The organism is Mesorhizobium sp. M0276, from assembly GCF_040321755.1.
In the GTDB taxonomy this organism is placed as follows: domain Bacteria; phylum Pseudomonadota; class Alphaproteobacteria; order Rhizobiales; family Rhizobiaceae; genus Mesorhizobium.
This window is the reverse complement of record NZ_JAMYSC010000003.1, coordinates 222,138-246,969: the sequence shown is the minus strand read 5'-3', so window position 1 is coordinate 246,969 and position 24,832 is coordinate 222,138. Positions and strand designations below refer to the sequence as shown.

General features: G+C 59.6%; 21 protein-coding genes. 17 read left to right on the top strand and 4 right to left on the bottom strand.

The window, feature by feature from the left end; genetic code table 11:
• The first annotated feature begins 12 nt into the window (after positions 1 to 12).
• The 3 genes from NKJ01_RS04410 to NKJ01_RS04400 all read left to right on the top strand — a co-directional run bounded on the left by NKJ01_RS04410 (position 13) and on the right by NKJ01_RS04400 (position 3,985).
• On the top strand, positions 13 to 1,536 hold the full coding sequence (locus NKJ01_RS04410) for a sugar ABC transporter ATP-binding protein (RefSeq protein WP_352726454.1): 1,524 nt from the start codon (positions 13 to 15) through the stop codon (positions 1,534 to 1,536).
• Positions 1,533 to 2,570 (top strand): ABC transporter permease subunit, encoded by a 1,038-nt coding sequence (locus NKJ01_RS04405; protein ID WP_352726452.1) that lies wholly within the window; start codon positions 1,533 to 1,535, stop codon positions 2,568 to 2,570. Before NKJ01_RS04410 ends, NKJ01_RS04405 begins: the two co-directional genes overlap by 4 nt.
• A gap of 62 nt (positions 2,571 to 2,632) precedes the next feature.
• Positions 2,633 to 3,985: a hypothetical protein gene (locus NKJ01_RS04400; protein WP_352726450.1), complete on the top strand. Its 1,353-nt coding sequence runs from the start codon at positions 2,633 to 2,635 to the stop codon at positions 3,983 to 3,985.
• Between the two features lie 739 nt (positions 3,986 to 4,724).
• Here NKJ01_RS04400 and NKJ01_RS04395 read toward each other — a convergent pair.
• Both NKJ01_RS04395 and NKJ01_RS04390 read right to left on the bottom strand, forming a co-directional pair.
• Complete coding sequence (locus NKJ01_RS04395; protein WP_352726513.1) at positions 4,725 to 6,206, bottom strand: NAD-dependent succinate-semialdehyde dehydrogenase; 1,482 nt, start codon at positions 6,204 to 6,206, stop codon at positions 4,725 to 4,727.
• A gap of 358 nt (positions 6,207 to 6,564) precedes the next feature.
• On the bottom strand, positions 6,565 to 7,488 hold the full coding sequence (locus NKJ01_RS04390; RefSeq protein ID WP_352726448.1) for a LysR family transcriptional regulator: 924 nt from the start codon (positions 7,486 to 7,488) through the stop codon (positions 6,565 to 6,567).
• Between the two features lie 115 nt (positions 7,489 to 7,603).
• Between NKJ01_RS04390 and NKJ01_RS04385 the strand changes: the two genes are divergently transcribed.
• The 14 genes from NKJ01_RS04385 (at position 7,604) to NKJ01_RS04320 (ending at position 22,696) form a co-directional block, all read left to right on the top strand.
• On the top strand, positions 7,604 to 9,127 hold the full coding sequence (locus NKJ01_RS04385) for an ABC transporter substrate-binding protein (RefSeq protein WP_352726445.1): 1,524 nt from the start codon (positions 7,604 to 7,606) through the stop codon (positions 9,125 to 9,127).
• 94 nt (positions 9,128 to 9,221) lie between these two features.
• Complete coding sequence (locus NKJ01_RS04380; RefSeq protein WP_352726442.1) at positions 9,222 to 10,220, top strand: dipeptidase; 999 nt, start codon at positions 9,222 to 9,224, stop codon at positions 10,218 to 10,220.
• A gap of 14 nt (positions 10,221 to 10,234) precedes the next feature.
• Positions 10,235 to 11,155, top strand: a complete 921-nt coding sequence (locus tag NKJ01_RS04375) for an ABC transporter permease (protein WP_352726439.1) — start codon at positions 10,235 to 10,237, stop codon at positions 11,153 to 11,155.
• On the top strand, positions 11,152 to 12,048 hold the full coding sequence (locus tag NKJ01_RS04370) for an ABC transporter permease (protein ID WP_352726436.1): 897 nt from the start codon (positions 11,152 to 11,154) through the stop codon (positions 12,046 to 12,048). The genes NKJ01_RS04375 and NKJ01_RS04370 overlap by 4 nt, the downstream gene beginning before the upstream one ends.
• Positions 12,045 to 13,040, top strand: a complete 996-nt coding sequence (locus NKJ01_RS04365) for an ABC transporter ATP-binding protein (RefSeq protein WP_352726434.1) — start codon at positions 12,045 to 12,047, stop codon at positions 13,038 to 13,040. Before NKJ01_RS04370 ends, NKJ01_RS04365 begins: the two co-directional genes overlap by 4 nt.
• Entirely contained in the window at positions 13,040 to 13,903 is an 864-nt protein-coding gene (locus NKJ01_RS04360) for an ATP-binding cassette domain-containing protein (protein WP_352726431.1), read from the top strand. Before NKJ01_RS04365 ends, NKJ01_RS04360 begins: the two co-directional genes overlap by 1 nt.
• Entirely contained in the window at positions 13,900 to 14,904 is a 1,005-nt protein-coding gene (locus NKJ01_RS04355) for a dipeptidase (protein ID WP_352726430.1), read from the top strand. The genes NKJ01_RS04360 and NKJ01_RS04355 overlap by 4 nt, the downstream gene beginning before the upstream one ends.
• A 304-nt stretch (positions 14,905 to 15,208) precedes the next feature.
• Positions 15,209 to 15,547: a tRNA-binding protein gene (locus NKJ01_RS04350; RefSeq protein ID WP_352726427.1), complete on the top strand. Its 339-nt coding sequence runs from the start codon at positions 15,209 to 15,211 to the stop codon at positions 15,545 to 15,547.
• Positions 15,548 to 15,599: 52 nt separating this feature from the next.
• Entirely contained in the window at positions 15,600 to 16,784 is a 1,185-nt protein-coding gene (locus tag NKJ01_RS04345; RefSeq protein WP_352726425.1) for an NAD(P)/FAD-dependent oxidoreductase, read from the top strand.
• A 76-nt stretch (positions 16,785 to 16,860) separates the two neighbouring features.
• Positions 16,861 to 18,165, top strand: coding sequence for a 4-aminobutyrate--2-oxoglutarate transaminase (gene gabT, locus NKJ01_RS04340; protein ID WP_352726422.1), 1,305 nt, complete (start codon positions 16,861 to 16,863; stop codon positions 18,163 to 18,165).
• A 102-nt stretch (positions 18,166 to 18,267) separates the two neighbouring features.
• Positions 18,268 to 19,164, top strand: a complete 897-nt coding sequence (locus NKJ01_RS04335) for an NAD(P)-dependent oxidoreductase (RefSeq protein WP_352726420.1) — start codon at positions 18,268 to 18,270, stop codon at positions 19,162 to 19,164.
• 52 nt (positions 19,165 to 19,216) lie between these two features.
• Positions 19,217 to 19,966: an electron transfer flavoprotein subunit beta/FixA family protein gene (locus NKJ01_RS04330; protein ID WP_352726418.1), complete on the top strand. Its 750-nt coding sequence runs from the start codon at positions 19,217 to 19,219 to the stop codon at positions 19,964 to 19,966.
• Between the two features lie 24 nt (positions 19,967 to 19,990).
• On the top strand, positions 19,991 to 20,920 hold the full coding sequence (locus tag NKJ01_RS04325) for an electron transfer flavoprotein subunit alpha/FixB family protein (protein ID WP_352726415.1): 930 nt from the start codon (positions 19,991 to 19,993) through the stop codon (positions 20,918 to 20,920).
• A gap of 507 nt (positions 20,921 to 21,427) precedes the next feature.
• Positions 21,428 to 22,696: a trimethylamine methyltransferase family protein gene (locus NKJ01_RS04320; RefSeq protein ID WP_352726413.1), complete on the top strand. Its 1,269-nt coding sequence runs from the start codon at positions 21,428 to 21,430 to the stop codon at positions 22,694 to 22,696.
• 10 nt (positions 22,697 to 22,706) lie between these two features.
• Here the strand turns inward: NKJ01_RS04320 and NKJ01_RS04315 are convergent, their stop codons facing one another.
• Positions 22,707 to 23,588, bottom strand: coding sequence for an ABC transporter permease (locus NKJ01_RS04315; protein ID WP_352726411.1), 882 nt, complete (start codon positions 23,586 to 23,588; stop codon positions 22,707 to 22,709).
• Positions 23,585 to 24,826 carry an ABC transporter permease gene (locus tag NKJ01_RS04310; RefSeq protein WP_352726409.1) on the bottom strand — a complete coding sequence of 414 codons (1,242 nt, stop codon included), beginning with the start codon at positions 24,824 to 24,826 and terminating at the stop codon, positions 23,585 to 23,587. The genes NKJ01_RS04315 and NKJ01_RS04310 overlap by 4 nt, the downstream gene beginning before the upstream one ends.
• Positions 24,827 to 24,832: the final 6 nt, after the last annotated feature.

Sequence of the window (24,832 nt, the reverse complement as noted above, 5' to 3'; positions counted from 1 at the left end):
CGTGAGGCTGCCATGAGCACCCAACTTCCGCTTCTTGTCATCGAAGATGTTTCGAGGCGCTTCGGTGCCACGCTGGCGTTGAACAAGGTTCGTTTTGACCTACGAGCGGGCGAAGTGCATGCGCTGATGGGCGAAAACGGCGCCGGCAAATCCACCCTGATGAAAATTCTTGCCGGCAATATCCAACGCGACGCTGGGCGTATCCTGATCGACGGCATCGAAGTCGAAATCCGTTCCCCGATCGAAGCCACAGACCACGGCATCGCCATCATCCACCAGGAGCTCAACACGGTGTCCGACATGACCGTCGCGGAGAATCTCGCGCTTGGACGTGAGCCGCGCACGCGTTTGGGCATGCTCGACCGTCACCGTATGGAGCAGCAGGCGCGAGAGAAGCTGGCACGCATCCATTCAACCATCGATCCGCGACGACCGCTCGGCTCGTTGAGCGTCGGTATGCAGCAAATGGTCGAGATCGCACGCGCCGTGGGCGAAAATGCCCGCGTGCTGGTGCTCGATGAGCCGACGGCGGCGCTGTCGCGCGCCGAGGCGCAGGAACTCTACCGTATCATTGCCCAAATGCGCTCGGCGGGCGTTGGTCTCATCTACATTTCGCACCGCATGGAAGAGGTCTGGCACTTGGCGGACCGCGTCACCGTTTTGCGTGACGGCGGCTATGTTGGAACCGGCACCTTGGCCGAGATCAGCCCGCCAGCAGTGGTTCGCATGATGGTCGGGCGTCCGGTTGCCGACCTCTACCATCACGACAAGCGCAACCCTGGTGCCACCGTCCTCGAGGTCGCGGGTCTGGCCAGCGAAAACGTCGGCCCGGTCGACTTCTCGGTCCGGGCCGGAGAAGTTGTGTGCATGGCTGGGTTGATCGGCTCGGGCAGGACCGAAGTCGGACGCCTGATTTTCGGAGCCGACCCACGCACCGCTGGTTCAGTCACAATCGAAGGGCGACCCAGTCGCCCGTCGGACCCATTCGAGGCGATTGCCGACGGCATCGGCATGGTGCCCGAGAACCGCAAAGAGCAAGGCCTGTTCCTCGAGCATTCGGTGGAGGACAACATTGCGATCAGTTCACTCGACCGCTTCGTTGCCGCAGGCGTGGTCAATCGCACGAAACGGCGCGATGCGGTTATGGAGCAGATGAAGCGGCTCAAACTCCGGCTCAACGCAGCCTTGCTGCCCGTGAAGGCTCTGTCTGGAGGAAATCAGCAAAAGGCGGCACTCGCGCGATGGCTGCTTCGCGATTCCAAGGTGCTGATCCTCGACGAGCCGACGCGCGGTGTCGACATCGGTGCAAAGCGCGAGATCTACGAGGAGATCGACCAACTCGCCCGCGCCGGCAAGGCGATCCTGATCATATCGTCTGATCTGCCGGAGGCGATCGGAATAAGCGATCGCCTGATGGTCATGCGCGAGGGCAGGATCGTGTCCGAATTGGTCTCGGAGAAAACATCGGAAGAAGAAGTGATGCTTCATGCGACGGGCACCGCGATTCATGGCGGAAACACAGGAGTGCGACCGTGAACACTGCTCAAGACGACACCACTCAGGCATCACCGACCGCTCCGGATCGCGCCCCCTTCGATTTCGCCAAATGGTGGGATCGCGTGGGCATTCTTATGGTGCTCGTCGCGCTGGTGATCCTGATGTCGGCGATCGCTCCGAACTTCAACCGTGTCGACAACCTGCTCAACATTGCGCGCGCCATCTCGGTGAACGCCATCTTGGCGGCAGGCATGACGCTCGTGATTCTGACCGGCGGCATCGACCTTTCGGTCGGATCGATCATTGCCGTTTCTGGCGTGGTCTCCGTCATCGCCGCCATAGCGGGTGTGCCGGCCCCCGCCGCCATCTTTGTCGGCATTGCCGTCGGCGCCGCCTGCGGCCTGGTTAACGGAGCGCTGACGGCCTACCTCTCGCTCGCGCCATTCATCGTCACCCTGGGGACGATGACCTTCCTGCGCGGCCTTGCCTATACCATCACCGAAGGCCAGCCGATCGTGTCGAGCGCCTTGAACTTCAAGGACATCGGCAATGGATACCTCTGGGGTATCCCTATGCCAGTCATTGTGATGGCTACCGTCTACCTGATCATTTGGTTCATCCTGGAGCGGACGCGCTATGGCCGCCATGTCTATGCCGTGGGCGGCAATGCCGAGGCAGCCAAACTCGCAGGCGTCCGTGTCAAGCGGGTCGTCACGTCGGTCTATGTCCTGGCAGGCGGTTGCGCCGGCCTGGCGGGTGTCATCTTCGCCGCCCGCGTCATTTCGGCCCAGCCTACCGCCGGCACCGGCTACGAGCTGGACGCAATCGCGGCGGTGGTGCTTGGCGGAACCAGTCTGGCCGGCGGCCGCGGCCGAATTGTCGGCACCCTAATTGGATCCGTGATCCTTGGCGTGCTGAGCACGGGTTTGATCCTGCTCAACGTGCCATTCTTCACCCAACTTCTGATCAAGGGCGTCGTCATCATCGTGGCCGTCGCGATCGACAGCCTGAAGCAGCGGCCGGGGCTTTTCCGCTTCAGCAAGAAAGCGCCGCCCCGTGGCTCGGGCCGGTAACCGCCACGTCCTAGCGGCGCCGCTCCATCCGAGCTCGCCACCCTTGCACTGGAAGAACCAGCATGACCCATGCCGTCACCATCACAGATCCTCTCGCCGGCCGGCGCGACCATGAGCCGATCGCTTTTTCCGTCATGGCTGACCTGCCGCATGCCCTGTGGTGGGCTCGCGACGACGCCGGCAACCGGGTGTTGTGCCAGCGCCTGACGCAGGACGCCAAGCCAGGAGAAACGCGATTCGTGGCGACCATAAGCTTCGTTGGCCGTCTGCGGCTGACTATGGATGAACCATGCGATCCTGCTTGGGTTGACATTTCCGGCCTTAAGGTTCTCGAAGGCAGGGAAGCGGATTGCTTCGTGCGCCTTGACACTGGCGCGTTCGACCTTGAGCTCTGCTCCGGCACAGCTCGAGGCCTGGGCTCCTCTAAATGGGGGGTTCGTCACTTCCGGTCATTGCTTGACGATTTCGAACTCCTGCCATCCGGCAACAATGCCCTGGGCGGCTTTTACGGGCCTTTCTTCACCCCGGAGAATGGCCTCATCAACCCTCCCGAACACACGACCGTTACGATCGAGACGCTGGAGCGCGGTCCGGTTCTGCACCATTATCGCATGCACGGCACGATCCCGGATGGCCTGCTGGATGAACTCAAGGGCAAGCGTTTCTCAATCGACTGGGTCTTCACCTACGGGACGCCTTTTTTCCAGCGCCGCTATTGGGTCGATCCGTTCCAAACCGTCATCAACGGCCGCTCCGTCGCCAACAAGATCACCGTTGGCGATGAGTTCGAGGGTGGCAACGGCAAACTCGTGTTCGACCGCTTTGCCGCCTATGGCGGAACGCGCTATCGGGCAGGGGACCCCTATGCCGGCGAGCTCGTCGCGATGGTGGCGGACACGGTGACCAACTCGCCCAGCCAAAGCCGGAAGTTCGAGGAATTCCGTTCGCATCTCAGCGACATCGAATCCGCGCATTGGGATCTCTATTGGCGGCTGTTCTGCAAATGGGAGGGCGTGCTCGAGGAAAATGAGCTGCGTGATCGGCTGGCGCGCGTTCGTGCCGCCGCGCACGTCAAGGCGGACCTGACGGATCGTCGTTGGGTCCTGACAGATCAGCCTGTCGACGTGTCCGCGGTCGAGCACGAAACGATATTTCCTGGTCCAGCCGACAAGACCGTGGAATTTGACGAGGCGACGGGTCGCGCCATGATCTGGTGGACATCGGAGCCGTCCGGGGCCTTCCAGATCGTCCAGCGACGGCAGTCCGGGTGGGTCAATTGGGGCAGCAACGGCGAGAATGAATGCCCGGAGCTTCCCGTCGGTGTGCAGATCAAGACCGCTTATGGCTATTTCGCCGATCGCTGGCAGGCCGTGGCAGATCAGCTGGAGATTGCCCCGATCGTGCGCGCCGAATAGAAAGCGTTCCGAAGCATGACGTCCTCTTGCAAGGCTCGATGGCGGCTTGGCCGAGTTTCGCTGATTGGACGCTTTAGGGGGTATTCAGCACTCTTCGGGCCATTGCGCCTCAGAACCGATGTGCTGCATTCTCACTACACTATCGAAGGGAACAACAGACCAGAGCGTGTTGTCGCCCTTCCCATGCCATCGCGTAAGATATGCGGACCAGCGCCCGAACCCAAGATGCAGGATCAAGTAGTACGCTATTCCACCGCCTCGACTGCGACGCTTCCACAATGCGCCTACCTTCAGACGGGAGCCACGGGGAGTGTTGCTGAAAAGGAGAAAGGTATCTGGATTCGAATGGGCGTTTGCGCGCGTAGCTTCTCCTGTCACCTCCAACTCGAAAGCAGGTGTTGCGATTTTTCCCTCCAACGAATACCCGTCGATATTGAGGTAATTCGTGCTGGGCTTGCGCATCGCAACTCATTCCTCGAACACTGGCCGTTTCGGACGGGGAACGGCGATCCGCCGGCGCCTTGAGACTTGATCCGTCGTGGGCAACGAATGACAGGCAGATGTCTGCCGGACAGGCTGGTTTCGGTCGCGGCAAAACTATACCTTGAACCAAACGACTACCGCGATGCCGAATATGCAAAAAAGCACGTAAAGCAGAGCCGCGATGCGTTGGCGCCTGGGCGAAAGCTTTGGTGTGTTCTCATTTTCAGGCGGTGAGATGCGCTGTTCCATTTACCACTTAGATCCCACCAAGGTGGAGCGTCTTCAGTTCCAGGAATTCCTCCAGCCCGTGATGCGATCCCTCGCGGCCAAGGCCGGATTCTTTGATGCCGCCGAAGGGCGCAGCTGTGGTCGATACGGATCCTGCGTTGATTCCGACCATCCCGAACTCAAGAGCTTCGGCCACGCGGAAAGCGCGTGAGATGTCTCGTGTATAGAGATAGGATGCTAGACCAAACGGAGTGTCGTTCGACATTTCAATGGCTTGCTCTTCGGTCGAGAACCTGAACAGCGGGGCCACCGGGCCGAACGTCTCCTCCTTCGCGATCTTCATCTCAACCGTGGCATCCCGCAAAACCGTCGGCTCATAGAATAGACCTGATCGCAGCTTGCCGCCGACGACTACGGCTGCACCTTTGGACGTGGCATCATCGACATGTTCCTGGATCTTGGTTATCGCCGCCTGATTGATCATAGGACCAATCGCGGTGCCCTCCAGAAGGCCGTCACCGACTATGAGCTTCGAGGTTGCCGCGGTCAGCCGCTCGGCGAATGCGTCATAGACGCCATCCTGAACAAGGATGCGGTTTGCGCACACGCAAGTTTGACCACCGTTGCGGAATTTGCTTCCCATCACGCCGGCGACCGCCGCGTCGAGGTCGGCATCGTCAAATACCAAGAAAGGCGCATTGCCACCCAGTTCGAGCCCGACCCGCTTCACCGTCGCTGCGCATTGCTCCATTAAAATCTTGCCCACGCGGGTCGATCCGGTGAAGGTCAGCTTTCTTACAACGGGGCTGCTTGTTAATGCCCGGCCTATTTCGGCGGCCTGGCCGGTCACGATGTTGATAACGCCATTGGGTATGCCCGCCCTTTCGGCAAGGATACCGAGAGCCAAGGCAGAAAAGGGCGTGAGTTCTGCTGGCTTGATCACAATGGTGCAACCGGCTGCCAGAGCTGGAGCCGCCTTGCGAGTGATCATCGCATTCGGAAAGTTCCACGGCGTGATTGCAGCGACAACCCCTATGGGATGTTTCTGCACGATGATGCGGCCGTCAGCTGACGCTGCCGGGATCGTCTCGCCGTATACGCGTCGGGCCTCTTCGGCGAACCATTTCACGAATGAGGCACCGTAGACAATCTCGCCGCGCGCTTCCGCGAGTGGTTTTCCCTGTTCCAAAGTCATGATCCGCGCGAGATCATCACTGTTTTCAATAATGAGATCGAACCACCGCTCCAACAGCGCCGCGCGTTCGCCTGCGGTCTTCCGACGCCACGATTTGAAAGCCAGGTCCGCGGCCGCTATAGCGTCTTGTGTTTCCTCAGTCCCACATCTCGGAACACTGCCGATAATCTCACCTGAGGCCGGGTTATCCACCGGAGTGGTGACGGCACTGTTCGCTCCCACCCAATTTCCATCGATGTAGCAAAGCTCGGTAAAAAGCGAGGGATCTTTCAGTTGCTGGGCGATTGTCACGGCGTTCTCCAAGGTTTGCCGCATCATCCGCCATGTATCGCGGCACAATCTGCTGAAGAGATATCCCGCGTCGATAGCAATGCTCAATTCGCCACCGCGATCTACCCGATATTGCCGCTCCAGAAGCGCAAAAAATGAGGCAAAGAATGATCGCCCATCCAAAACGCTCGGACGGCTTTCACGACGATGCAGCGAAAGTCGGCATCCGCACGGTCGCGTCCTGGCGGTACGCTCGTTTGAGCGCGTGCAGAGCGACCTACAAAGCTGGAGTCGATTTCGGCCCTCGCGGGCGGGAAGCGGTCGAGTGCTCAGATCACAAGGTGCTAATGCCGTCGCGAAACGTCGAGATTCGCGAAGTCACTTTCCAGGGTTTTTGGAGCGTCTACTTTCCGGCGGGAGGATCAAAGGTCAACCCTTTCTCCTTCACCACTGCTGCCGTCGCGCTCAGGAATTGTTCCATCGCGGGGCCCCCGCGATCTCGCCGCCAACTCGCCTGTGTTACTATCCGCGGCGCAGGCTCTTTTAACCTTCGTACGACAATACCGGGCCGACTATGTATCCATTCTGCGTCATAATGCAGCGTGATGCCGATGTTTGCAGCCACCAAGGCCATAATGCCATCGCTGTGTTCGGCTTGTTGCCCAAGAAGAAAATCAAACCCGTGGCGAAGGCAGAAGTCCCTGACGACGCGGTGGAAAACTCGCCATGTCTGCAGTCGACCGAGAACAAACGGTTCCTTTGACAAATCAGTTATGGAAATTGTCTCTTTCGCGACCAATGGATGCGAGACGGGGAGGACGGCTATCAACCGTTCGTTGCGAATGATGATCCGGTCAAGCTGGGTATGACTATAAGGTCCATGGTGGAACGCGATGTCCAGTTCGCGATCGAGAATGAGGTCGATCATTGTTGGCGTCGACTCGTCCACGAGAATGACATCTATCTCTGGTGCGGCGGCACGAAATACACGAATGATCTCCGGCAAAAGGCCGTTGATCGCCGGATCGTTAAAGCCGATGCGTAGCGCCCCCGCGACGCCCATCTGCACGCGTCTCGCACGGTGGATTGCCTGATCCACCTGATCCAAAAGACCCCTCGTTTCCCTTTGAAACCAACTGCCTGCCTCCGTCAGCCCCACAACGCGGGTGGTGCGCTGTAGCAACGTCACGGACAACATGTGTTCGAGATCCTTGATGGTCCGGCTCAAGGCTGGCTGGGCAATGTTGAGTCGTTCCGAGGCGCGGCGAAAATTCAGCTCCGTTGCCACAGCATGGAACGCGCGCAGATGGCGTAGCTCGATTGGCATTTGTGACTATTTGGGCATCAATTGGGCCATGTATTGATATTAGCGTTTTATGAAACGGCGCGCTAGATTTTTGCACCGCACGCAACGAGGCGGTCATGTGACAAGGGGAACGACGATGCTCAAAAATGCGATTTCCGTCAGCCTCTGCGGTGTTTTCGCACTGCTCGGAACTGATCTGGCTCTGGCCAACAAAGCAGACGACACGCTACGCATCGTCTGGGGCGTTGATGGTGTGATGGTCAACGCCGACAACTATTATGGCGCCACACGGACTGGCATCTGGTTCGACAAGATGGTCTTCGACACCCTTATCGACAGGGATCCTCTGACCGGAGACTACAAACCCAATCTGGCAACGGCCTGGAAGTGGATCGACGATACAACGCTGGAGTTCACGCTTCGGCAGGGGGTCAAATTCCACAACGGCGAGCCTTTCGGTGCCGATGACGTCGTCTACACGTACAATACCGTCGCGCATGACGATGGTGTAAAATTCAAGCGCATCGTGAGTTGGATCGACAAGGTCGAAAAGGTCGATCAATACAAGGTGCGCATTCATACCAAGGGACCGTTTCCCCAGGCCATCGAGTTCTTGGCGGGACCGATGCCAATTTATCCGAATGAATATTACAAGTCCGTCGGGTCGGCCGGGATGTCGAACAAACCTATCGGCACCGGCCCGTTAAAGGTCGTGGAGATGAAGCCCGGCAACGAGTACGTGCTAATCCGCAACGACGACTATACCTGGGGCAGTCCTAAAGGAGCTGCGAAGATCAAGAATGTGATCGTCCGTGAGATACCCGACGCGCAGACGCAAGTTGCCGAGATCATGTCCGGCGGTGCCGACGTGAGCGCGGATATGACGCCTGATCTGGTCAAACAGCTCAAGGACGCGCCGGGCGTGGCCGCGGCTAACGCCGAGACATATCGGGTCTTCTATATGGGTCTCGATGCGATGGGGCGGACAAAGACACCAGCGATCCAAGACATCCGGGTTCGCCAGGCGCTGAACTACGCGATCGATCGCAAGGCCATCGTAGAAAATCTTATGGCAGGTGCTGCACGCGTGATCGACACGCCGTGCCACCCACTCCAGTTCGGCTGCGACCAAGCCGCAGCGGTGAAATACCCCTATGACCCGAAAAAGGCCAAGGCACTCCTCGCCGAGGCGGGTTTCAAAGATGGCCTTGAGCTTCCTATCTATGCCGAGGCACCGGCCTACGAGGCTGAAGCGGTCATGGGCTATCTGGCGGCGGTGGGCATCAAGACCACCTTGAACCGGCTGCCCTGGGAGGCTTATCGCGACGCCCAGGTCGCCAACAAGACGCCTCTCTTCCTTACCAACTGGGGTTCCTATTCGCTCGCGGACGCATCGGCGAGTACCAGCGTGTTCTTTAACGGTGGTGACGATGACTTTGCACATGATCAGCAGGTGATTGATGCGCTGAAACTTGCCGACACAAGCACGGATCCGGGCGTACGCAAGGAACACTACAGCAAGGCAATCGCCCGGATCACTTCGCAGGCCTATTGGGTGCCGATGTTTAGCGGGATTCGCAGCTATACCTGGAACTCCGACCTCGATTTCAGGCCCTATCCGGATGAGATTCCACGTTTCTACGAATACGGCTGGAAATAGCCACTGCCATCGTAGATGCGCGCCATGAGGCCGCCGGCGAATCGCTGATGCAAGGATCCGCCATTCATGCACGTCAAAAGCAGGATCTAGCGAAATGAACCCCGGTCCCCAACCGCAAAAAGCGCCGAACCTTCATCATAGTGCGCTGGTCTGTGATTTGACCGTGCCGTGGGTTCAAATAGGTCGTGCGGACCTGCGCAACCGCACATTGCCGCGCATGGCGAAGAGCGGCGTCAACTTCGTTTCGCTAACGGTTGCTTCCGATGCCGAGAGCCTGCTCGACATCTTGGATCTGCTCGCAAGGGAGCGGCGCATTTTTCGCGAGAAGACGCAAGACTATAGAATCGTGGAGACAGTCGAGGATATCCTGGCCGCCAAGAAGGGAGGCCAGCTTGCAGTCTCCTTCAACCTGCAGGGCACCAACGCGCTCGCCGGCAATCTCGAGAGGGTAAGCCTGCTATACGATCTCGGCGTGCGTCAGATGCTGCTCGCCTACAACAGGAAGAATCTTGTGGGCGACGGATGCCACGAACGCACCGACGCGGGCCTGAGCGAATTCGGCGTCAATCTCATCGCGGAGATGAATCGCGTCGGCATGATCGTGGACTGCAGCCACACCGGCTACAGGACCTCCATGGAAGCGATGGAGGTAACGAATGCTCCCGTAATCTTCTCCCATTCAAATCCCAAAACTCTTTGGGAACACGATCGAAACATCAGGGACGACCAGGCGAGCGCCTGCGCTTCGACTGGCGGCCTGGTGGGGGTGGTCGGCGTCGGCATCTTCATGGGCGACAATATCGCCACGACCGAAATGCTTGCTCGGCAGATCGACTACTACGTTGAACTGATCGGACCCGGCCACGTCGGTCTCGGCCTCGATTATGTTTACGACGTTGAGGCTGAGCAGGCCTACATGGCCTCGGTGAAATCCCCGCAGCGCGGCAACTACGATAAGATGACAGCCTTCTTTCAGCCGGAGCAGCTTCCCGAGCTTACAGATCTGCTGCTGGCCAAAGGCTATCCGGAAAGCGCCATCAGGGGTATTCTGGGAGAAAATTTCCTGCGCGTCGCGCGCGCCGTCTGGCGCTGAGTTGAGGTGTGCCGATGCTGACGTTCACCCTCAAGCGCCTTGTTTCAGCAGTCCTCACCCTCCTGGTCGTTTCCATGTTCACCTTCTCGCTGGCTTATCTGGCCGGCGATCCGGCGGTTGCGGTTGCCGGACGGGAGGCATCGGGCGAAGACATCTCGCAAATCCGCAACTTCTATGGCTTTGATCGGCCGGTGGTCGTTCAGTACCTGGACTGGCTCGGTAAGGCAGCGATCGGCGATTTCGGAAAATCGTACCACTATCGCCAACCGGTCTCGACCATGCTCGCCACGCGACTTCCGGTCACCCTGACGCTCGGTGTGAGTGCGCTGGTCTTTGCCCTCGCGCTCGGCGTGCCGCTCGGCATCTTGGCTGCCCTTAAGCCCGGTTCACTCATCGACCGCCTCGCGATGAGCATCGCAGTCGTCGGCCAAGCCATGCCAACATTCTGGTTCGCGCTGATCATGATCGTCTTCTTCGGCCTCACTCTGCGCTGGCTTCCAATATCCGGGAACGGCTCGTGGGCGCATTTCGTCATGCCCACTCTTGCGCTGGGCTATTTCGCAACGCCCGCACTAATGCGCCTTACGCGTTCTGGCATGATTGACGCCTTGCGGTCGGACTATGTCCGCACCGCCAGAGCCAAGGGTCTGCTCACCGGCCGCATCCTTTTTCGCCATGCTCTGCGTAACGTTGTCGTGTCGATCGTCGCAATCTCCAGCGTGCAATTCGGAGCCTTGCTCGGGGGCTCGATCGTTGTCGAACAGATCTTCGCACTGCAGGGTATCGGTTGGCTGGGCTACGACGCCACGATCCGCTCCGACCTGCCAGTGCTGCAGGCAATCACGCTCGTGGTCGCGGCATTCTATGTGTTTCTTACGCTTGCCGGCGATCTCCTGAGCGCGGCACTCGACCCACGCATGAGGCTGGCGCGATGAGTGAGCATATCGACGTGCTCGACAGACGTTTGGCGCTTGGTGGGCACGTCAGTCTCATGCACCGTCTGGTCCGCAGTCCGGGCGCCCTGACGAGTGGTGCAATCCTGCTCGCATTCGCGGCGATTGCGGTGTTTGCACCTTTGCTTGCACCGCATGATCCCTATGTACAGGACATTTCTCGCCGTCTGCTTCAACCCATCGGCTATGCGCGGCATGATCCTGTCCATCTCCTGGGTACCGATGCATTCGGACGCGACTATCTCTCCCGGCTCATCTACGGCACACGCGTGGCGTTGATTATCGGGGTTTGTGTAATGCTTTTGTCGGGCATCGTTGGCACGACGCTCGGCATGATCGCTGGCTTCTACGGCGGCCGTATCGATCAAATTCTCATGTTCGTGATCAACACGCGGCTGGCACTGCCTGTCTTTCTCGTGGCCATGGCGGTCGTGGTCGTATTCGGGGCGTCTTTGCTGGTGACAATCCTTATCCTGGGGCTGTTCCAGTGGGACCGCTTCGTTATCGTGGCCCGAAGCGCAACACAGCAAAGTGTCGGTCTTGACTACGTGCAGGCCGCGCGCGCTATCGGCGCGTCGGGAGCACGCATCCTTGCTACCGAGATATTGCCTAACATTCTCGACGCGCTGATCGTCATCGCCACGATCGAGATGGCCTATGCGATTCTCTTGGAATCGGCCCTGTCGTTTTTGGGCTTCGGTGTCCAGGAGCCCACGGCGTCTTGGGGGCTGATGCTGGCGCAGGCCAGGCAATACATGTTTTTCGATGCCTGGCTGCTCTATATCCCAGGCCTTTCGCTGCTCATCCTCGTTTTGGCGATCAATGTTTTCGGTGACAGCCTGCGCGATCTTCTGGGGCGGGGGAATGGCCGATGAGCGCCGTCCTGGAAGTCGAAGGTCTTGAGATTGAAATTGCACTCGCGACCGGTAGCCTCAATCCAGTGCGGGGCATAAGCTTCCAGGTGGAGCGCGGTGAGGTTCTCGGCATAGTCGGCGAATCCGGCTGCGGGAAGTCGCTGACATCGCTCGCCCTGATGGGCTTGCTCCCGAAAGCGGCCTGCCGTCGCGCTCAAGTCATCCGGTTTTGCGGCGTGGACATAACGCGCTTATCCGAGCGACGGATGGCAGATCTGCGTGGCAATCGGATGGCGATGATCTTTCAGGAGCCGACGACCTCCCTCAATCCCCTCCTGACCATCGGTGAGCAACTCACGGAGGTGTTTCTGCGGCATAGGCGGGGAAACCGTCCGCAGGGTCGTCGAAGGGCCGAGGAACTGCTCGAAATGGTCGGTATAGGCGAAGCGAGCTACCGTCTCGCGCAGTACCCCCATCAGCTCTCCGGCGGCATGCGCCAGCGCGCGATGATCGCGATGGCGCTGATGTGCGAACCGGACCTGATCATCGCCGATGAACCAACGACAGCGCTCGACGTCACCATCCAAGCCCAGGTGCTTGGCCTTTTCCGGAGATTGCAGCGAGAGCTCGGCATGGCGTTGATCTTTATTACCCACGATCTCGGTGTCGTCGCGCGCCTCGCCGATCGCGTCATGGTCATGTATGGCGGCGAGATCGTCGAGAGCGCCTCAGCGCGGTCTTTGTTCGCAAACCCAACGCATCCTTATACGCAGGGCCTGCTATCCTGCCTGCCGCAGCCAGGCAAACCCGGACGCCTGGGAACGATCCCGGGTACCGTGCCAACCTTTACCGGCGACTTGAGAGGCTGCGGCTTCGCAAACCGGTGCGCGTTCGCTTCCGCCGTCTGCCGGCAGCAACCGATCACCATGCGCACGGCTGGAGTCGGCCACGCTTGTCGCTGCACTCTGGTCCCTGAACAGGCAGTGTCTAGGGCTGCTGCGGGGGTAGTCTGATGGTGTTCGAGCCTGCTCTTGCTCTGCGCGGCGTCCGAAAGAGCTATTCCTCACACCTGGGCCTCCTTGGAAAAAGAGAGCTGTTCTCGGCAGTGGACGGTGTCAGCTTCAACGTCGAGCGAGGTAGCGTCTTCGGGCTCATCGGTGAATCCGGTTGTGGGAAATCCACGCTTGCACGCTTGATGGTTGGGCTTGAGCAGGTCAGTAGCGGCGAAATCCTGGTAAGCGGCACCGACGTGGCCGCGCTGTCACGCCTTGAGCGGGCGCGCAAGATTCAGATCATCTTCCAAGATCCCAATGGTTCACTAAATCCGCGCAAGTCGATCGGCTCGATCCTGACATTGCCGCTGCGCGTCCATCGGCTTGGCTCGCCACGCGAACAGAACCGCCGAGCGGTTGAAATGCTCGATCTGGTCGGACTTCCCAAGCGCGTCCTCGACAGCTTGCCGGGCGAACTGTCCGGCGGACAGCGCCAACGCGTAGCGATTGGGCGAGCCTTGATCATGCGCCCGGAGATCGTCGTGTGCGACGAGCCGACCTCCGCGCTCGACGTGTCTGTCCAGGCCCAGATTCTCAATCTTCTCGACGATCTGCGAGTGGAATTCGGCCTGACCTACGTGCTGATCTCGCATAATCTTGCGGTGGTCGAGCATATGGCGAGCCGGATCGGCGTGATGTGCATGGGTCGTATCATCGAACATGGCTCCGCCCCTGACATCATGCAGCGGCCGCAGCACGCCTATACCAAGCTGCTCCTGAGCGCCGTGCTGACGCCGGATCCTTCTCTTGGCCTCCCGTCCATCGACGACCGGACCCGGGCTGACGCTATTTCCGGCCCTGACAATAGATGGAGATCCTCATGACCCTGACGCTCGGCGCGGAACATGGATCAGTGCCATTGGTCTGGGACGCACATTGTTGTGTGCCGCTGCTGCCTGATCAGGACCTTGCCCATCTCGAACGTCACCGGAAGGCTGGCGCCAACTTCGTCTCGATCAATGTCGGTATGGACTTTACCCCACTGGCCCAGGTCGTGCGGGTGATCGCCGGCTTCCGTGCCTGGATCACCCGCCATAGTGACGGCTTCATACTCGCCGAGACCATAGACGACGTACTGCTCGCCAAGACGACGGGGAGGCTTTCCATCGCCTTTGATCTGGAGGGTTCAGCAATGTTGCAGGACGACTTGGCCATGGTTCGGCTCTTCTGCGACCTGGGTGTGCGGCAGATACATCTCGCCTACAACCGCGACAACTCGATCGCTGGTGGCTGTCACGGCAGCGGTAGCGGTCTCACCGCGCTCGGCCGTGCAGTCGTACGCGAGATCAATGCCGTCGGGATGATGATGGACTGCTCCCATTCCAGCAAACGCACCAGCCTCGACATCGTTGAGTTGTCCACCAAGCCGGTCGTGTTCTCCCACTCGAACGCCCGAGCCCTGCAGGACCACCCGCGCAACATCGACGACGAGCAAATCCGTGCCTGCGCTGCAACCGATGGCGTCATCGGGATCTGCGGCATCAGCGAATTCCTGGGCGTAGGGGGCACCTCCACGGCGAACGTCGTCAGGCACATTGACTACGTGTCACAGCTCGTCGGATCGCGGCACGTCGGCCTGGGGCTCGACTATGTTTTCAATCAACAGCACAGCGATCTTCCAACAGGACTCGACCCCCATGATTGGTGGCCACCGGCTTATGAGTACCGTCTTGCGACGGGCGAGATCGTAACACCCGAACAATTGCCGGAGATCGCCACCGCATTGCGAGCGCGAGGTTATGTGCAGCAAGACATCGAAGGGATCATGGGGGGGAACTTTCTGCGCGTGGCCCGCGCGACCTGGTCTGAGACCAGCAAGAATTAGATCGTAGTAACCCGTTAGGTTGAAGACTTTGCTGCGGGGGTCCACGATCTCGAAGGGCGACAAACTTCTGATCGAGCTGCGCCTGAAACACTGCTAGCTAGGCCGGCAAGACCGTGAAAACGCCAAACGATGCAGACCGCAAATGCGGTGGAGTGCACTTCAAGGTCTGCCCGACCCATCCGCTATCAGCTGCGGCACAATCTGCTGAAGCGACGTCCAACATCGATAGCAACGCCCACAATTGACCCGGTGATCCATCCAACTTCGCTGCGCCAGAAGCTCACAGTGAACAAAGAGGTGAGACATGGAAAAGGCTAAGATCGTCTATGACGATTTTGCAAAAGTTGAAATACGCATCGGGCGCGTTCTGGCAGTGTTGCCGTTCGAGCGTGCGCGACATCCGGCTTATAAGGTGGAGGTCGACTTCGGGCCGTTTGGTCGCAAGTGGTCAAGTGCTCAGATCACCAGCTATAAAGTGGATGACCTGATCGGTCAGCTGGTCGCTTGCGTGGTTAACATGCCGCCGCGCAACATCGCCGGATTTAATTCCGAAATTCTAATTCTTGGAGCTCGCGATACCGCTGGCGAAGTCAAGGTGCTGACTCCCACGCACAACATCCAGGTTGGTGAAGCGGTATTCTAAAGTCTGTCGCGGGCACCCGTCCGAACGCAAAACAACGGCTTGAGGAACAAAGATGAGTGTAGAGACAGCAGACTTCATTGTTGTTGGTGCTGGCATCGCTGGCGCTTCAGTCGCCTACGAGCTGAGCTTGCAAGGCAAAGTCATCGTTCTCGAGATGGAGTCGTCGCCGGGGTATCATTCCACCGGCCGATCTGCGGCCGTGATGTCGGAAAACTATGGCCCGGCCCTTTGGAGCCGGCTTGTCACCGCATCCCGAGCTTTTCTCGAGACGCCCCCAGACGGTTTTACGGACGTCCCGCTCGTCACGCCCCGCGGCGCGCTCTTCCTTGCCCGCGATGGCGAGCAAGCGCAGCTCGCCGCGCAGGCGGATGAGCTTCTGAGCAGAGGCGCATCAATCGAGCTGACCTCTTCGGAAGAAGCTTTGCGATTCTGCCCGGTTATCAGGACAAGCGAATTTGTCTCTGCGCTTTATGAGCCGGACTGTATGGACATCGACACAAACGCCCTCCTGACCGGCTATCTGAAAGTGCTTCGGGCGCGAGGCGGGCGGCTGGTCACAAACGGGAAGGTCGAAGTGTTGGAGCGTTCAGGCAACGTTTGGAGGATATCCACACCAAGCGGGTCCTTTGAAGCGCCGGTGATCGTCAATGCCGCTGGAGGCTGGGTCCAGGAGATCGCGTCGCTTGCGGGGCTGCCCTATCGAAATGTGGTCCCGTTCCGCAGGACCGCGGTCGTGTTCGACCCTCCCTCGGGCAGTTCCATACAGAGTTGGCCGATGACTTTCGATGTCGCCGAGACGTTCTATTTCAAGCCGGAAGCCGGCCGGATCATGGTGTCGCCAGTCGATATGGCGATGTCCGAGCCCTGCGATGCGCAAGCAGATGAACTGGAAGTGGCGATCGCTATTGATCGGATCCATACCTATACGACGATGGAGGTTCGCACCGTAAAGCACAAATGGGGCGGGCTGCGGACATTCGCTCCCGACCATGAGCCGGTTATCGGACGCGACGCCCAAGAGCCTAGCTTCATCTGGCTGGCGGGGCAGGGTGGTAATGGCGTGATGGGCGGAGCGGCAGCGGCGCGGCTGGCGGCCAGCTTTGCGCTGAATGCCGAAATTCCACCTGACATCGCAGCATTGGGCATTACGACAGAAAATGTGTCTCCAGGCCGCGCGTGCGTCCTCGACGCGAGTGGGGACAAGCCAGTGGTCGGGACGTTCGAAGCATTCGGCTGATCCGCCAGAGGATCTGACCCGGCTGGTTTCCGACGCCTTGTCCCGACACAGTCACTCCATGATGGAAGGAAAACCCATGTCTTCGAACCAGCGCAGCCAAGATGAACTTCTGACGGCCCGCTCGAACAATATCCCCAGGGGCCTGCTGACGGCACACCCGATCATCGTAGATCGGGCCGAAGGTGCTCACATCTGGGACACCGCCGGTCGCCGCTATCTCGACTTTGTTGGAGGCATTGGCGTCCTCAATGTTGGCCACAACCATCCCCGGGTGATTGCGGCGGTCCAGGAGCAACTCAAGCGCGTCACTCACACAGCCTTCCAGGTGGCAGCGTATGAGCCTTACATTGTTCTGGCGGAGCGACTCAACAAGCTGATCGGCAAGGGTGCAGCATACAAAAGCGTATTCCTCACGACCGGCGCAGAAGCCGTGGAAAACGCCATAAAAATTGCGCGCGCCTACACCAACCGCCCAGGCGTGATTTCCTTTCGCGGCGGCTTCCATGGGCGCACGCTGCTTGGAGTAACGCTCACCGGCTTCGCTCAGCCGTACAAGCAGAATTTCGGCCCCTTTGCTGGCGAGGTCTTCCATTCGGCCTATCCTGATAGCTATCGCGGCATCACGACAGAAGGCGCCATTGCCTCGCTCGAGGAAGTGTTCGCCACTGAGGTCGCGCCCGATCGCGTCGCCGCCATCATCATTGAACCCGTGCAGGGCGACGGCGGCTTCCTGCAGGCTCCACCAGAGTTCCTGCGTGCTCTCAGAGAGATAACGCAGCGCCACGGCATCGTCCTCATCGCCGACGAAATTCAAACCGGGTTCGGTCGCACCGGGAAGCTCTTTGGCTTTGAGCACGCGGAGATTCAGCCCGACCTGGTCACGGTCGCGAAGAGCCTGGCCGGTGGCTTTCCGATCTCGGGCGTCGTCGGCAAGGCCGAGATCATGGATGCACCCGCTCCCGGTGGACTCGGTGGCACATATGGTGGCAATGCAATCGCATGCGCTGCAGCACTGGCGGTTCTCGACGCCTTCGAAGAAGACGGACTTATCGAGCGCGCCGCAACTTTGGGCACGAAATTGTCCGCCGCCCTTGATGCGCTCAAGGCAGAGCACGCCGACATTGGCGTCGTGCGTGGCGTCGGGTTTATGCGCGCAATCGAGTTCGTGTCGGACAGCGTGACCAAGAGGCCCGATGCAGATCGTGCGCAACAGGTCATGGAGCGGGCTCGCGAGCGGGGGCTGCTTGTGATCAAGTGTGGGGTTAATCGCAACATTGTTCGCTTCCTGGCGCCCGTCACCCTCTCCGATGGAGAACTCGACGAGGCCACTGCCATCCTCGCCGACGCGTTGAATGCCGACAAGGTGTCTGCCGCCGCGTAGTGCCTTCAGGTGATCCGAACTGCGGCCGAGGCCGGAGACAACCTCTAGATTAGGCCGGACTCGGCTGGGAGGTGGCTGAACGCCACCTCAGGGAGAAGTCGCATGGGCGCGATATTTGTCGATTGTACTGAAGAATTGGCCCGCGTCATAAAGGACCGCAAGTTGCCGGTGCCGGGTGCGATCACGATCAACGAAGGGAACCCCACGCAAGCAGACGTCGTGGCAATGAGCGCGCAGGCCGAAGTGCTCCTCGTCGAGCACACGGTTGTTCCACCAGCTGTTCTCGATGCTTGTCCCTCAATCCGGGCGATCATTTTCATGGGTACGGGGGCAGGAACATACGTCGATCTGCATGACGCAGCAAAACGCGGTGTGCAGGTTTACACCACCCCTGGATACGGAGATCGATCAGTTGCCGAGCACGCATTCGGTCTGATGTTCTCAGCAGCGCGTAAAATAGCCGAGATGGACCGAACGATACGCTCCGGGGTCTGGTCGCCGGTGGGCGGATTGCAGTTGATGGGACAGAAGATTGCAGTGCTCGGCCTAGGTGGGATCGGAGCCTGCATGGCGGACCTTGCGAGCGGAATTGGTATGGAGGTGGCAGCCTGGAACCGAACTGCCCGTGATCACCCAGGCTTTGTTGCGGATCTCGATGAAGCATTAGACAATGCAAGCGTCGTTTCCTTGCATCTGTCCCTCAACCCGGAAACGGCTGGAATTCTGTACGCTCGTCGACTGCTCCTTCCAAAGAGGGGATTTATTCTCGTCAATGCGGCGCGCGCCGGTCTGATCGAGGAAGCGGCACTGTTGCAGATGTTGGCCGAAGGGCAGATTGGGCATGCAGCACTGGATGTGTTTCCAGAAGAGCCGCTCCCCGCAGGCAGCCCTTACGTTTCACTGAACAATGTCACGTTAACCGCCCATGCGGCCTACATGACAGATGCAGCTTACGAACAGCTGTGGCTCCGAACGGTCAAGGCTTATGAAAGGCTCTAAACCAATTGGACCGGCTCCGGCCGACGATCCACCTAAACTCGAGAGATAGCAAATGAAGATCCTTGTGCCCGTGAAGCGGGTTGTGGATGCGAATGTGAAGGTTCGCGTGAAGGCCGATGGTTCGGCGGTTGAACTCGCCAACGTCAAGATGGCGATGAACCCGTTCGACGAGATCGCGGTGGAAGAAGCAATCCGGCTGAAGGAAGCCGGCAAGGCGGAAGAGATCATCGTTGTTTCGATCGGCCCGCAGCAGGCGCAGGAAACCCTGCGCACCGCGCTCGCCATGGGCGCCGACCGCGCCATTCTGGTCAAGACCGACGAGCAGACCGAGCCGCTCGGCGTCGCCAAGGTGCTGAAGGGCGTCGTCGAGGCAGAACAGCCCGGCCTCGTCATCCTCGGCAAGCAAGCGATCGACGACGATTCCAACCAGACCGGCCAGATGCTGGCGGCGCTTCTGGGCTGGGCGCAGGGCACCTTCGCTTCCAAGGTCGTGATCGACGGCGATCATGCCAAGGTGACGCGCGAGGTCGACGGCGGCCTGCAGACCGTGGAATTGAAGATGCCGGCGATCGTGACCGCCGACCTTCGCCTCAACCAGCCGCGCTATGCCTCGCTGCCCAACATCATGAAGGCCAAGAAGAAGCAGCTCGACGAGAAATCGCCCGCCGACTACGGCGCCGACGTCAAGCCACGCCTCAGGGTCATCAAGACCGAGGAGCCAGGTGGCCGCAAGGCGGGCGTCAAGGTCAAGAGCGTCGCCGAACTGGTCGACAAGCTGAAGAACGAAGCCGGCGTTTTGTGAGCGATCGGGAAAGGAACAGATAAAATGGCAATTCTCCTCATCGCCGAACACGACAACGCCACCCTTTCCGACCAGACCGCCAAGGCGCTGTCGGCGGCCCTGCAGATCGGTTCGGACGTGCATGTGCTGGTGGCCGGCAAGGGCGCCAAGGGCGCTGCCGATGCTGCCGCCAAGCTGAAGGGCGTGACCAAGGTGCTGCTCGCGGAAGCCGACGAACTCGCCGAGCGTCTCGCCGAACCGACAGCGGCACTCGTCGTGTCGCTGGCAGGCGCCTACGACACCATCATCGCGCCGGCGACCTCGTCGGGCAAGAATGTCGCGCCGCGCGTGGCTGCCCTGCTCGACGTCGCGCAGGTGTCCGAGATCATCGAAGTGGTCTCGCCCGACACTTTCAAGCGGCCGATCTATGCCGGCAACGCCATTCAGACGGTGCAGTCGAGCGACGCCAAGAAGGTCATCACCGTGCGCACCGCCTCCTTCCAGGCAGCGCCCGAGGGCGGCTCGGCGGCGGTCGAGACCGTCAAGGCGGCAAGCAATCCCGGCCTCTCCGCCTTCGTCGAGAACAAACTGTCGGAGACCGACCGTCCGGAACTGACGTCGGCCAAGATCATCATCTCAGGTGGTCGTGCACTGGGTTCCTCGGAAAAATTCCAGGAGGTCATCCTGCCGGTGGCCGACAAGCTCGGTGCAGCCGTCGGCGCTTCCCGCGCCGCGGTCGACGCCGGCTATGCGCCGAACGACTGGCAGGTCGGCCAGACCGGCAAGGTCGTGGCGCCTGACCTCTACATTGCGGTCGGTATCTCCGGAGCCATCCAGCACCTTGCCGGCATGAAGGATTCGAAGGTCATCGTCGCCATCAACAAGGACGAGGAAGCGCCGATCTTCCAGGTTGCCGACTACGGCCTCGTGGGCGACCTCTTCGTCATCCTGCCGGAGTTGCAAAAGGCGCTTTGACGCTGATTGGCACTGCGTAAGCACTTATCGAACATAGCTCGGCTGCAAATCGGAACCGGTCCGTCAAGGGATTGTACTCAGCTTAGGCTTTCATATGGAATGCCGTCTTTGTCGCCATCGAGTTTCCGCCCCGCGAGCAGTTGTCCAAATACCAATTTGCCTCGTCGCACGGACTGATCTGTGAGCAGGTTCGTTTCGGCTGGTAGGAGAAGCCAGACGATGGCGATTGGCTGCTGATGATGTCCTGAAGGTTGACCGGACCGCCCAGCCTGCTCGGCGCGCCAGCCCAAGGCTCCTCGAAGAAACCTTTCTGTAGTGAGGACTGGTAGCCAAAGCTGTCACTTAGCGCGAACGGACATCACTGCCTCGCGGGAGGAAGGTAAGATGGTATCCCGGTTGGGCCCATTGCATGGGCGCGCACATTCTAGTTTTCACCGCAAATAGGTCATCCTGCTTGCGCGAAGTCTGCTCATGGTTTTGCGCGAAGGCATATCTTGGGATTCGGGCATGAAAAGTCATACTGGCGACCAGCAACGCGAGCTTTCGGAGTATCTGGCGAGACGCTTTTTGCCGGCAACAGATGCGGCGGCCTTTGATGCGATTGAAAAGGCGGCAGACCAGATTCTCGAGGAAGTCGGAATTCAATTCCAAAACGATCCTGAAACCATCGAGCAATTGAGACGAGCGGGTGGTGTGGTTGATGGCGAAATTGTACGTTTCGACGGATCCGCACTTCGCCAGATTATTCGTAGAAGCGCGCCGTCCAGTTTTCGGCTGAGGGCCCGGAATCCCGATCGCGATACGATCATAGGGGGCCCGGCATGTACGGGCTTCGCCCCAATTTACGGCGCACCGGATGTTCTTTTGGAGAGTGGGCAACGGGTCAAAGGTTCGAGAGACATCTATCGTCAGCTTCTTGCGATTGCCCATGAAACCCCCGGGCTCACTAATACGGGGCACATGGTCTGCGTCATGGATGATGTGCCAGAGGTTTCCCGTCCCCTCGAAATGCTGCTCGCGCACCTGACATGCTCTGACAAACCATTCATGGGCAGTATCGCATCCCCTGAGATTGCGTTGGAGTATATCGATCTGGCGGCGGCGTCGTTCCAGCGGCCGCCGCAAACAGGCGCCTGCAATCTGCTTCATCTGGTTAACTGCACCCCACCGCTGACCTACTGGGAAAATCCTTTGAAATGCCTCCGTATCATCGCCCGGGCCGGCGAGGCTGCGATGATCTCCTCCTACATGATGATGGGAGCGACGAGCCCCATAACGATTGCCGGATCGCTTGTTCAGGGTTACGCCGAGGTGCTTCCGGGATTGGCGCTGACGCAGCTTTGGCGGCCGGGCGCCCCCGTGGTCATGGGAATTCTCGCCTGGCCGTTCGATATGAGAAGCATGCAGCCGAATTTCGGAGATCCCGCCTCACAGCTGGTACAACTTTATTCATCCGAACTCGCCCGACGACTTGGGATCCCCTCGCGCGGTGATGGGGCGGTCACATCTGCGAAGGTGGACGATGCGCAGGCCGGAAGCGAGGGCGCACGCGTCCTGGCGGCATCGGTGGTCTCCGGAGCGGACTTCATTCTGCATAGCGCGGGTTGGCTGGAACAGGGGCGCTGTGTGTCGGTCGCCAAGTTCCGCCGCGACGCGGCGGCAATCGCCGAGACGTATCTACAGACGTCGATCGCCTGTGAACCACCTGCGGCGCCGGATCCTGCCATCGAAGCGGAGATTCGAGGACGACTACTCAAAATACCGATGGTCGCCTGAAATTCGAATCCTACGTCGTGATGCCCCTCAGCCGCTCTGTACGGCGGCGCAACAGTTCTACCGTCACCAGCATGACAATTGCTAGAGCGATCAGCACGGTGGCTGCCGCAGTGATGGTGGGGCTGATCATTTCACGAATTCCGCTGAACATCTGGCGAGGCAGTGTGCGCTGGTCCGAACTGCCGATAAAGAGGACACAAATTACTTCGTCCCAAGAGGTGACGAAGGCGAAGAGGGCGCCGGAAATGACGCCAGGCGCGATGAGCGGCAACATCACCCTGCGGAAGACCAGGGCAGGCGATCCACCGAGGCTCGCGCCGGCTCGGATTAGCGACTGATCGAAACCAGTCAGGGTCGCCGTGACGGTGATCACGACGAAGGGGGTCGCAAGAAGCGTGTGGGCCAGAATGACGCCGGTATAGGTGTTGTTCAGGATGATGATGGGCTGCGACGTGACCATTAGCGGATTGGCATAGAAGAAGAAGAGCGCTGCGGCCGTGATGACCACGGGCACGATCATCGGCGAGATCAGCACCGCCATGACCGCAGCCCGGGCCGGAAAATTGGGTCGTGACAATCCCAGCGCTGCCAACGTTCCAAGGGAGGTCGAAAGAATGGTGCTGAAGAACGCGATGATGACGCTGTTCTTGACGGCCGTCGTCCAGCGGTCATTGAAAAAGAAGTCCTCATACCATCGCAATGACCAATCGCCCTTCGGGAAGGATAGGAACGGCGTAGCGTTGAAACTGATGGGCAGAACGATCACGATCGGCGAGATCAGGAAAAGCAGGACCAGACCGCAAAAGGCGAAGAAGAAAAGCCGCCAAGCGCGCTCCAGGGTCGAGGCATAAGGTGGCAGTCCGAGCAGCGGAAGAGGCGCCATCGCGATCATCCCAGCTTCATCTTGTCGATGCCGACCAGGTGATTATAGGCCCAGTAGAGCACCAGCGTGGCGATAAGAAGCGTTGCGCCCAAGGCGGACGCCTGCCCGAAATTGATGATGTTATTCATATAGTAGGACACGTAGTTGCTGACCATCTGATCGCGTGGTCCGCCGACGAGTGCCGGCGTGATGTAGTAGCCCAGGCACAGAATGAAAGTCAGGAGGCAGCCAGCGGCAATGCCGGGCACGGTCTGCGGGAAATACACACGCCAGAAGGCCAGAAATGGCCCCGCGCCGAGCGAGCGGGCCGCCCGTACATGGCTTGGTGGGATCGTCTTCATCACGCTGTAAATCGGCAGCAGCGTAAAAGGCAGCTGGATGTGCGTCATGGCGAGAATGGTGGCAAAGCGCGTGAATATCATGTCGAACCGGCTGCCGATCAACAACTGGGCGAGATCGTTCAGCGGGCCTTCGTTCCTGAGCAGTACGAACCAAGCGGTGGTGCGCACCAGAAGAGAAGTCCAAAATGGCAGCATAACGAAGATCATCAGCACATTGGCGCGGCTCGCCGGCTGCGTTGCCAGCAGATAGGCGACCGGGAAGCCGAGAGCCAGGGTAAGGCTGGTCACCAGACCGGCAATCCAAAAGGTGCGGCCGTAGACGTCGAGGAACACAGCCTGATTTGCAGGCACCCGCTCGATACCGTTGGCGCCTTGGCGAAGATCGACTGCGGATAGCCAGTAGTATGGAGTATATCTGCCGGAGGCGCCCTTGATGATGCGCCATAGTCTGGGATCGCCCCAAGCTGCATCCGTGGACAGGAAGGCTTCCCGATAAGGTCCCGTCTTCATTGCCGCAACTTTGCGCGTAATTGTCTTGAATTTCGACTGGGCCCCCGCGAACTCATAATTGATACGCTTGGCTATTTCGCCGGCGAGCCGCTGCTCCCCGGCAATCCTGAGGTCGGCGGCCAAAGCGGCGAAGCCGGCCTCGTCAGGCAGGTCCTGACCGCTCCACATCGCAAGCGCTTCGCGCGTTCGATCCAGGCGACCGAACGTCTCTTGGTTTTCGACGCTGTTGAAGGTCATGACCAGCAGCGGGGACAGGAAGGTTATGACGATGAACAGGAAGAGTGGAAGCACCAGGCCCACAGCCATCAGCTTCTGCTTCCGCTCGGCGCGCGCCAGCTTGGTTTTAAGCGCAACACCATTGAAGGGTTGTATCAGCGCAGTCTCTGCCAGGGACATTCGTCG

Bases quoted from the DNA above. Each gene is read 5' to 3' on its own strand.
- NKJ01_RS04410 (WP_352726454.1), top strand. From the start codon at position 13: ATGAGCACCCAACTTCCGCTTCTTGTCATCGAAGATGTTTCGAGGCGC.
- NKJ01_RS04400 (WP_352726450.1), top strand. From the start codon at position 2,633: ATGACCCATGCCGTCACCATCACAGATCCTCTCGCCGGCCGGCGCGAC.
- NKJ01_RS04395 (WP_352726513.1), bottom strand. From the start codon at position 6,206: ATGCGGCAAACCTTGGAGAACGCCGTGACAATCGCCCAGCAACTGAAA.
- NKJ01_RS04390 (WP_352726448.1), bottom strand. From the start codon at position 7,488: ATGCCAATCGAGCTACGCCATCTGCGCGCGTTCCATGCTGTGGCAACG.
- NKJ01_RS04385 (WP_352726445.1), top strand. From the start codon at position 7,604: ATGCTCAAAAATGCGATTTCCGTCAGCCTCTGCGGTGTTTTCGCACTG.
- NKJ01_RS04380 (WP_352726442.1), top strand. From the start codon at position 9,222: ATGAACCCCGGTCCCCAACCGCAAAAAGCGCCGAACCTTCATCATAGT.
- NKJ01_RS04375 (WP_352726439.1), top strand. From the start codon at position 10,235: ATGCTGACGTTCACCCTCAAGCGCCTTGTTTCAGCAGTCCTCACCCTC.
- NKJ01_RS04370 (WP_352726436.1), top strand. From the start codon at position 11,152: ATGAGTGAGCATATCGACGTGCTCGACAGACGTTTGGCGCTTGGTGGG.
- NKJ01_RS04365 (WP_352726434.1), top strand. From the start codon at position 12,045: ATGAGCGCCGTCCTGGAAGTCGAAGGTCTTGAGATTGAAATTGCACTC.
- NKJ01_RS04360 (WP_352726431.1), top strand. From the start codon at position 13,040: ATGGTGTTCGAGCCTGCTCTTGCTCTGCGCGGCGTCCGAAAGAGCTAT.
- NKJ01_RS04355 (WP_352726430.1), top strand. From the start codon at position 13,900: ATGACCCTGACGCTCGGCGCGGAACATGGATCAGTGCCATTGGTCTGG.
- NKJ01_RS04350 (WP_352726427.1), top strand. From the start codon at position 15,209: ATGGAAAAGGCTAAGATCGTCTATGACGATTTTGCAAAAGTTGAAATA.
- NKJ01_RS04345 (WP_352726425.1), top strand. From the start codon at position 15,600: ATGAGTGTAGAGACAGCAGACTTCATTGTTGTTGGTGCTGGCATCGCT.
- gabT (WP_352726422.1), top strand. From the start codon at position 16,861: ATGTCTTCGAACCAGCGCAGCCAAGATGAACTTCTGACGGCCCGCTCG.
- NKJ01_RS04335 (WP_352726420.1), top strand. From the start codon at position 18,268: ATGGGCGCGATATTTGTCGATTGTACTGAAGAATTGGCCCGCGTCATA.
- NKJ01_RS04330 (WP_352726418.1), top strand. From the start codon at position 19,217: ATGAAGATCCTTGTGCCCGTGAAGCGGGTTGTGGATGCGAATGTGAAG.
- NKJ01_RS04325 (WP_352726415.1), top strand. From the start codon at position 19,991: ATGGCAATTCTCCTCATCGCCGAACACGACAACGCCACCCTTTCCGAC.
- NKJ01_RS04320 (WP_352726413.1), top strand. From the start codon at position 21,428: ATGAAAAGTCATACTGGCGACCAGCAACGCGAGCTTTCGGAGTATCTG.
- NKJ01_RS04315 (WP_352726411.1), bottom strand. From the start codon at position 23,588: ATGATCGCGATGGCGCCTCTTCCGCTGCTCGGACTGCCACCTTATGCC.
- NKJ01_RS04310 (WP_352726409.1), bottom strand. From the start codon at position 24,826: ATGTCCCTGGCAGAGACTGCGCTGATACAACCCTTCAATGGTGTTGCG.